The organism is Klebsiella sp. MS 92-3, from assembly GCF_000195655.1.
Lineage (GTDB): Bacteria > Pseudomonadota > Gammaproteobacteria > Enterobacterales > Enterobacteriaceae > Klebsiella > Klebsiella pneumoniae.
The window spans coordinates 1,557-6,487 of the sequence record NZ_GL882792.1 but is presented as its reverse complement, the minus strand read 5'-3'; the positions used below and the strand labels follow the sequence as shown (position 1 = coordinate 6,487).

The window sequence follows — 4,931 nt, the reverse complement described above, 5'->3', positions numbered from 1 at the left end:
GCGGGGGGGGGGGGGGGGGGGGGGGCAGCGGCACCACCGCGATATTCAGTCGATAGTAGAGATCCTCGCGAAAGCGGCGCTCGCGGATCGCCTGGGCCAGGTCAACGTGGGTGGCGGCAATCACCCGGACATTCACTTTAATCGCTTTGCGTGAGCCGACGCGGGTAATTTCACGCTCCTGCAGCACTCGCAGCAGCTTGACCTGCAGCGGCAGGCTTAATTCGCCGATCTCGTCCAGCAGCAGCGTCCCCCCTTCCGCGGCTTCAAACCAGCCGGGCTGTCCCTGCTGCGCGCCGGTGAAGGCGCCTTTCTCATGGCCGAACAGTTCAGCTTCGGCGAGGCTCTCGGTCAGCGCGCCGCAGTTAACGGCCAGAAACGGCTGCTGGCGACGGGCGCTGTGATGATGGAGATAGCGGGCCACCACCTCCTTGCCGGTGCCGGTTTCGCCCACGATCAGCACGGTCGCCTCCGTTGGCGCGAGTTTGTCCAGCAGGCTCTGGAAGGCCTTCGACGCCGGGTCGATCAGCGCGGGAGCGGTGGAAGGGGATTCTGGGTTCAGCATAGAGGGCCTCCGATCGTTGACGCTCTGAACTTATCCTGCGGCGGCCGCAGAAACCAGAGGGGGAAGGCCCGCGGCTGTTGCAAATGCGCCAGCGGATGCGCGGCGGCTGCGCGATTTGCAACAGCGCGGCGCGGCGAAGCCGTTTTCAGTACATTGATTTTAAAAGATTAATTTTTTATTCACCATTGGCATGATTATCGCTAACACCCATATAACCAAATTAAAACATCTCTTCGATAAATATCGGATATGGTTATATAGGAAATAGATAATGACGCAGCAAGCTCCCGACAAGATCAATGTCTTCTGGTTTTTACCTACCCATGGCGATGGCCGTTATCTGGGTACCACCGAGGGTGGACGCCCGGTCGATTTACCTTATCTGCAGCAGGTGGCGCTGGCAGCCGACAGCCTGGGCTACTACGGCGTGCTGATCCCCACCGGTAAAAGCTGTGAAGATTCGTGGCTGGTGGCCTCGGCGCTGGCGCCGTTGACCCGCCGTCTGCGCTATCTGGTGGCGGTCAGACCGGGCCTGCAGCCGCCAACCCTGGCGGCGCGGATGGCGGCCACCCTCGACCGTTTATCGGAAGGTCGGCTGCTGATCAACGTCGTTACCGGCGGCGACCCGGTGGAAAACAAAGGCGACGGTATCTTCCTCAGCCACAGCGAGCGCTATCAGGTGACCCGCGAATTTCTTGATGTTTACACCCGCCTGCTGCGCGGGGAAAAAGTGGATTATCACGGCGAGCATATTCACGTGGAAGGCGCTGAGGTGTTGTTCCCGCCGGTGCAGGAGAATGGCCCGCCGCTCTATTTCGGCGGCTCTTCTGATGCGGCCATTGATGTGGCGGCCGAGCAGATCGACAGCTATCTGACCTGGGGCGAACCCCCGGAACTGGTGGCGGAGAAGCTGGCGGTGGTGCGCGAGCGCGCCGCGGCCCGCGGACGCACCCTGCAGTACGGCATTCGTCTGCACGTCATTGTGCGCGAAACGGAAGAAGAGGCATGGGCCGCCGCCGACCGGCTGATCGCCCATCTTGACGACGATACCATTGCCCAGGCGCAAAAGATCTTCGCCCGCATGGACTCGGCCGGCCAGGCGCGGATGAGCGCCCTGCATCAGGGATCGCGCGATAATCTGCGCATTGCGCCCAATCTGTGGGCCGGCGTCGGACTGGTGCGCGGCGGCGCGGGTACCGCGCTGGTAGGTAATCCGCAGCAGGTAGCGGAACGCATCCGCGAATATCAGGCGCTCGGCATCAGCAACTTTATCTTCTCCGGTTACCCACATCTGGAAGAAGCGCACCGCTTTGCTGAGCTGGTGATGCCTCTGTTGCCGCTGGAAAACGGGGCCTCGTCGAAGGCGCGTAGCGTGAACACCGGTCCGTTTGGCGAAACCATCGGCGGCGATAAGCGCCCGGTGCGCCAGGTCAGCGCCAGCTGATGGCCCGGAGCGCGACCATGAGACAGCATACCGGAGGAGGGCAGCGATGAGTGCAGAACCGCATATCGTGATTATCGGCGGCGGCTTTAGCGGCGCGGCGGTGGCGATTGAGCTGCTGCGCCTGGCGCCGAACGGGGTGCGCGTGACGCTGCTGGAGCCGCGCCAGTCCCCCGGGGCCGGGGTGGCCTACTCCACTGCGGAGCCGACGCACCGGATTAACGTTCCGGCCGCTCGCATGCAGCTGGCCGGCGACGAAGAGGGCGCCTTCGATCATTGGTACCGCCATCAGCCTGCCTTTACCGTCGATGTGCAGGCGCTGCGCCCGGACGGTTCCGTCTACCCTCAGCGCGGCCAGTTTGGTCGCTATGTGGCGCAGCGTTTTGCCGACGCCGCGGCGTCCAGCGGCGGACGGCTTCGCCACCTGCGCGATCGGGCGCTCGCTTTTCATCAGGGGACGGTGACCACCGACGGCGGCCTGCAGCTTAAGGCCGATCTGCTGGTGCTGGCGATCAGTCATCCACCGCCTTCGCTGCCGGCACAGGCCGAAGCCTGGCGTCATCATCCGGCGCTGATTGCCAACCCGTGGCAGCCAGGCGCGCTCGATGCCATCGCCCCGCACGCCCGGGTGGCGGTGATGGGCACCGGATTAACCATGGCCGATACGGTCGCGACGCTGGACCGGCTGGGCCACCGCAGCAGTATCGTCGCCTTTTCGCGCCATGGCCTGCTGTCGCGCGGCAACCTTAGCGGCGCAGGGGCAACCTGGCCTGGCGACTATCAGCAGGGCAGCCTGCGCCAGCGCCTGCGCCAGATCCGCCTCGACGTCGCGTATGCGGCGCAGCAGGGCCTGAGCTGGCAGGTGGTGCTGGATGCGGTTCGTCAGCAGGGGCAGCGGATCTGGCAGGCGCTCAGCGTCGCCGATCGCCAGCGTTTTCTGCGCCATCTGCGCCATTACTGGGATGTCCACCGCTACCGCGTGGCGCCGCAGGTCGCCGAGGTGCTGGAGGCGCGCCAGCGCACGGGCAGTCTGCAGGTGCAGGCGGCCAGGCTACTGTCGATAAGCGGTGAAGGCGAAACGCTGCGTCTGACGCTGGCGCGGCGCGGCGGCGGCGTGCAGACGCTGAGCGTCGATCACCTGATCCTGACCACCGGACCCGCACACCGCGCCCTGACCGACAGCCAGCCATTTTTACAGGACCTCGCCCGCCGCGGCCTGATTCGCGCCGATGCCCTCGGCATGGGCCTGGAGGTGGACAGCCGTTCCCGGGCAGTGGCTGAGCCGCACGTTGAGGCGCTGCCGGTGCTGGTGGCCGGTCCGGCCGCCCGCGGGCGTTTTGGCGAACTGATGGGCCTGCCGCAGGTAGCCGACCATGCCGCTGACGTGGCGGCGCAAGCGTTACTCACGCTCGGGATCCCGCAGGACTCCCGATGTCCTGCGTACTGAATACCTCTCTTTCTTTTCCCTGATTCATTTTGCCGCGTGCGCCCCGGCGACGGGCCGCGCTATGGAGATTGCTATGTCATCACAACGTGAAATTCGTCTTAACGCTTTCGATATGAACTGCGTCGGCCATCAGTCGCCGGGCCTGTGGGCGCATCCCCGGGATCGCTCCTGGCAGTATAAAGATCTGGAGTACTGGGTGGATCTGGCGCGGCTGCTGGAGCGCGGCAAGTTCGACGGGCTGTTTATCGCCGACGTGCTGGGGATCTATGACGTGCTGAACGGCAGCGGCGATGCGGCGATCCGCCAGGCGACGCAGGTTCCGGTCAACGATCCGCTGGCTCTGATCACCCCAATGGCGCTGGTGACGGAGCATCTGGGCTTCGGCCTGACCGCCTCGCTGTCGTTTGAGCATCCTTACCCCTTCGCTCGTCGTCTGTCGACGCTCGATCATCTGACCAAAGGGCGGGTGGGCTGGAATATCGTCACCTCCTATCTGGAGAGCGGGGCGCGCAATATCGGCCAGCAGACCCAGACCGACCATGACACCCGCTATGACTATGCCGATGAGTATTTGCAGGTGATCTATAAGTTGCTGGAGGGAAGCTGGGAGGATGGGGCGGTGCTGCGCGACAGAGAGCGGAAGATCTTCAGCGATCCGCGGAAAATCCATCCCATTAACCATCAGGGACAGTTCTTTTCCGTGCCGGGGATCCACCTCTGCGAGCCATCCCCGCAGCGCACGCCGGTGCTGTATCAGGCGGGGGCGTCCAGCCGCGGCAAACAGTTCGCCGCCGACCATGCCGAATGCGTCTTCGTCGCAGCGCCGTCGAAGGTGCTGCTGAAGAAGACGGTGGCGGATATTCGCCGCCGGGCAGCTGAGGCGGGGCGCGATCCGCACAGCATCCTGATCTTCAACCTGCAGACGGTGATTGTCGGCGACACCGACCGCGAGGCACAGGCGAAGTGGCAGGAATATAAGCAGTACGTCAGCTATGAAGGCGCGCTGGCGCTGCTCTCCGGCTGGACGGGGATCGATTTCGGCCAGTATCAGCCGGATCAGGTGCTGAAGTATCTGCACACCAACGCCATTCAGTCGGCGGTGGAGGCCTTTTCGACCGCTGATCCGAACCGCCAGTGGACGGTGCAGGCCCTGGCCGATTGGGCGGGGATCGGCGGCTTCGGTCCGCTGGTGGTTGGCAGCGCGCAAACCGTGGCGGACGAACTGCAGTCCTGGGTCGAAGAGACGGACGTCGATGGCTTTAACCTCGCCTATGCCGTCACTCACGAAACCTTCCGCGATGTCGTCGAGCTGCTGGTGCCTGAGCTGCAAAAGCGCGGCGTCTTTAAGCAAGAGTACCGCGAGGGGACCCTGCGCGAAAAACTGTTCGGCGGCGGCCCGCGTCTGGCCGCGCCTCACCCGGGCGCCAGCTACCGCCGCGAGGCGGGGGGCGCGGGGCCGGGGGGGGGGGGGGGGGGGGGGG

5 protein-coding genes are annotated in these 4,931 nt (G+C 64.7%); 4 read left to right on the top strand and 1 reads right to left on the bottom strand.

The features are described 5' to 3' along the window. Positions 1-562: sigma 54-interacting transcriptional regulator (locus HMPREF9538_RS17125; protein ID WP_009484711.1), on the bottom strand; the 562-nt coding region annotated here is incomplete at its 3' end. A gap of 77 nt (positions 563-639) precedes the next feature. Here HMPREF9538_RS17125 and HMPREF9538_RS32195 point away from each other — a divergent pair. The 4 genes from HMPREF9538_RS32195 to HMPREF9538_RS32190 form a co-directional block, all read left to right on the top strand. Further along, on the top strand, positions 640-756 hold the full coding sequence (locus HMPREF9538_RS32195; RefSeq protein ID WP_020317282.1) for a hypothetical protein: 117 nt from the start codon (positions 640-642) through the stop codon (positions 754-756). Between the two features lie 77 nt (positions 757-833). After that, entirely contained in the window at positions 834-2,006 is a 1,173-nt protein-coding gene (gene ssuD, locus HMPREF9538_RS17130; protein ID WP_002915347.1) for an FMNH2-dependent alkanesulfonate monooxygenase, read from the top strand. Positions 2,007-2,052: 46 nt separating this feature from the next. Next, positions 2,053-3,450: an FAD/NAD(P)-binding protein gene (locus tag HMPREF9538_RS17135; protein ID WP_009484710.1), complete on the top strand. Its 1,398-nt coding sequence runs from the start codon at positions 2,053-2,055 to the stop codon at positions 3,448-3,450. A gap of 73 nt (positions 3,451-3,523) precedes the next feature. Continuing rightward, positions 3,524-4,931: LLM class flavin-dependent oxidoreductase (locus HMPREF9538_RS32190; RefSeq protein WP_071813918.1), on the top strand; the 1,408-nt coding region annotated here is incomplete at its 3' end.